The sequence below is a fragment of the Gemmobacter sp. genome, from assembly GCF_016792925.1.
GTDB lineage: Bacteria > Pseudomonadota > Alphaproteobacteria > Rhodobacterales > Rhodobacteraceae > Gemmobacter.
Genome location: NZ_JAEULU010000012.1, coordinates 1 through 3119, shown reverse-complemented (window position 1 = coordinate 3119; position 3119 = coordinate 1). Strand labels below are relative to the sequence as shown.

The window sequence follows — 3119 nt, the reverse complement described above, 5'->3', positions numbered from 1 at the left end:
CCCTCTGCCTCCTGTTGCCGGGGGCGAGGTAGGCGTCAGCGTCGACCAGCGGGAAGGGGCCTTTGTCCTGGGCCAGATCGACCGAGGCCAGATAGGCGGCGCGGGCGATGGATTTCATCCAGGCCTCGGTCTGGGTGGCGGCCTGTTCCGAGCCATAGCGCAGACCCAGCATCAGCAGGGCATCGGCCAGGCCAGTGACTCCCAGGCCGATGCGGCGCTTGTTGCGGGCCTCGGCCTCTTGCTGCGGCAGGGGGAAGCGGCTGGCATCCACCACATTGTCCATCATGCGGACGGAGAGGCGCACCAGCGTATCGAGCGCCTTCGGGTCGAGCTTCGCCGCCGGGGTGAACGGGTCGGTGACCAGCGTGGCGAGGTTGACCGAGCCCAGAAGGCAGGCGCCATAGGGCGGCAGGGGCTGTTCGCCGCAGGGGTTGGTGGCGGCGATCTGCTCCACATAGCCCAGATTGTTCATCTTGTTGATGCGGTCGATGAAGATGACGCCGGGTTCTGCGAAATCATAGGTGTTGCGCATGATCTTGTTCCACAGATCGCGCGCCTGCACGGTGCGGTAGACCTTGCCGCCGAAGACCAGATCCCATGCGCCATCGGCCTTGACCGCATCCATGAAGGGATCGGTGACCAGAACCGAGAGGTTGAACATGCGCAGGCGGGCCGGGTCTTTCTTGGCCTCGATGAAGGCCTCCACATCCGGGTGGTCGCAGCGCATGGTGGCCATCATGGCGCCCCGGCGCGAGCCGGCCGACATGATGGTGCGGCACATCGCATCCCAGACATCCATGAAGGACAGGGGGCCGGAGGCATCGGCGGCGACGCCCTTCACCTCGGCGCCGCGCGGGCGGATGGTCGAGAAATCATAGCCGATGCCGCCGCCCTGCTGCATGGTCAGCGCGGCCTCTTTCAGCGCGTCGAAGATGCCGCCCATGCTGTCGGGCACGGTGCCCATGACAAAGCAGTTGAACAGGGTGACATTGCGCCCGGTGCCCGCCCCCGCGGTGATCCGGCCTGCGGGCAGATATTTGAAGCCTTCCAGTGCCTTGTAGAATTCGCCCTCCCAATGGGCGGGGTCTTTCTCCACCTCGGCCAGCGAGCGGGCGATGCGGCGCCAGGTATCCTCGACGCTGCCATCCACCGGGGTGCCGTCGGCCTCCTTCAGGCGATACTTCATGTCCCAGATCTGCTCGGCAATGGGGGCGGCGAATCGCGACATGGCGGAATCCTTCATATGGTGGTCTGCGGGGGGAGGCCCTACAGGATACGCGCCTTGGAGGGAAGCGTCAAAGGTCTTGCCGTGTCGGCAGGGGCGGCCTATCTGAGCGGGAGCGATGGGGGTGATCGTGGCGGATTTCGTGAATATCCTGAAGCTCTGCGTAGGCGCCGAGTCGGTCGAGGATCTGGAGGCCTGGCAGGTGTCGCAGGCGCCGCGCTGGCCGCGGGGCCGGGCCGTGCATGTGACGCGCATGTGGCCCAAGCGGGCGCCCGAGGTGCTGGCGGGCGGGTCTTTGTATTGGGTGATCAAGGGGCAGGTGCTGGCGCGGCAGGTGATCCTCGGGCTGGAGAAGGTCGAGGGTGGCGACGGGGTGGAGCGCTGCGCGCTGCTGCTGCACCCGGAGGTGATCCGCACGCAAGCCGCGCCGCGCCGGCCGTTTCAGGGCTGGCGCTATCTGGCGCCGGAGGACAGCCCGCGCGACCTGCCGAAGGGGCGCGCCGCAGATGACGCGCTGCCCGAAGAGCTGGCGCGGGCGCTGGCAGAGATCGGGTTGCGCTGAGGGGGGGAAGGGCCGAGGCCATCGCCGAGGTCATGTTGAAACGTTTCCGCGTTTGGGCCGGTGGCCCAAAGCCACCGGCCAGCGCCCGCCCTTCGGGCGGCGGGCGCAGGCCTCCCGGTCGCGGGTTGAAACGGTCTTGCGGGGTCGTTTCCACACGGGCGGGGAAACGCGCTGCGTTTCCTGATCCGCCCGATGGCCCCGCTGTCGCCCGTCTGTAACAAAACCGTCACGCAACCGGCCTAAACCGGGGCCAGCCTGCCGGGGATGCCTGCCATGATGTTTGCCTATCGGCCCCGCGCGGGGCGCCTGTTTCCGCTGGAAAGCGGCCAGCCGCTGACGGAGGCGGTCTGGGTCGATCTGTACCGCCCGATGCCCGCGCAGGTGGCGGCGGTGGCGGCGCTTGGCGTGGCGGTGCCGACGCTGGCCGATATGGAGGAGATCGAGATCTCCAACCGCCTTTACCGCGAAAACGGGCTGGAGGTGATGACCGTGGTGCTGCCCGGCCTGTCGGAAAGCCGCAGCCCGACCTCGGGGCCGGTGACCTTCATCCTCGCGCCCGAGCGGCTGGTGACGGTGCGCCATCATGCGCCGCGCCCGTTTGAAACCTATCCCGAACGCGCCGACAAATCCGGCCCCGGCTGCGACCGGCCCGACCGGGTGTTTCTGGGGCTGATGGAGGATATCATCGGGCGGCTGGCCGATCTGCTGGAAGGCGTCGGGCGCAGCCTTGATGCGGTGGCGGGCTCGGTCTACCGCCCCGCGCCGGGCAAGGACCGGGCGCAGGTCTTGCAGGCGGCGCTGGAACAGGCCGGGCAGGAGGGCGAGCTGCTGAGCCGCTTGCGCCTGGCCCTGCTGACGCTGGAACGTGCGGTCAGCTTTTTCGGGCAGGGGCTGGCCGATCGCGGCGATGCCGCCCTGCGCGCCTTGGTGAAGGGGCTGATGCGCGACCTGCAAGCGCTGGAAGTTCATGCCGATTTTCTGGGGCAGCGGGTGGCGCTGGCCACGGATGCCACTTTGGGCATGATCAATCTGGCGCAGAACGTGACGGTGCGGATTGTCTCGGTGGTGGCGGCGCTGTTCCTGCCGCCGACGCTGATCGCCTCGGTTTACGGCATGAACTTTGCCCATATGCCGGAACTGGCGCAGCCCTGGGGCTACCCCGCCGCGCTGGCGCTGATGCTGGCCAGCGCGGTGGGCACCTGGGCGTTTTTCAAGTGGAAGCGCTGGCTGTGAGCGGGTGGCGCTGCAACAGGTGAAAACGGCCATCCGCCGCCTCTCCGAACAGACAAAGCGCATCCAGCGTGAAGGGGCGTGGCAGGTGCGGGGCGAAAT

3 protein-coding genes are annotated in these 3119 nt (G+C 67.9%); 2 read left to right on the top strand and 1 reads right to left on the bottom strand.

The window, feature by feature from the left end; all coding sequences use genetic code 11:
- On the bottom strand, positions 1-1228 hold a 1228-nt coding region (locus JNN06_RS00450), incomplete at its 3' end, for an adenosylcobalamin-dependent ribonucleoside-diphosphate reductase (protein ID WP_291237630.1).
- A 127-nt stretch (positions 1229-1355) separates the two neighbouring features.
- Between JNN06_RS00450 and JNN06_RS00445 the strand changes: the two genes are divergently transcribed.
- Complete coding sequence (locus JNN06_RS00445) at positions 1356-1787, top strand: DUF1489 domain-containing protein (protein ID WP_291237631.1); 432 nt, start codon at positions 1356-1358, stop codon at positions 1785-1787.
- A 273-nt stretch (positions 1788-2060) separates the two neighbouring features.
- Complete coding sequence (locus tag JNN06_RS00440) at positions 2061-3020, top strand: CorA family divalent cation transporter (RefSeq protein ID WP_291237629.1); 960 nt, start codon at positions 2061-2063, stop codon at positions 3018-3020.
- Positions 3021-3119: the final 99 nt, after the last annotated feature.

Coding starts and splice junctions, on each gene's coding strand:
- JNN06_RS00440 (WP_291237629.1), top strand. CDS start 2,061: ATGATGTTTGCCTATCGGCCCCGCGCGGGGCGCCTGTTTCCGCTGGAA.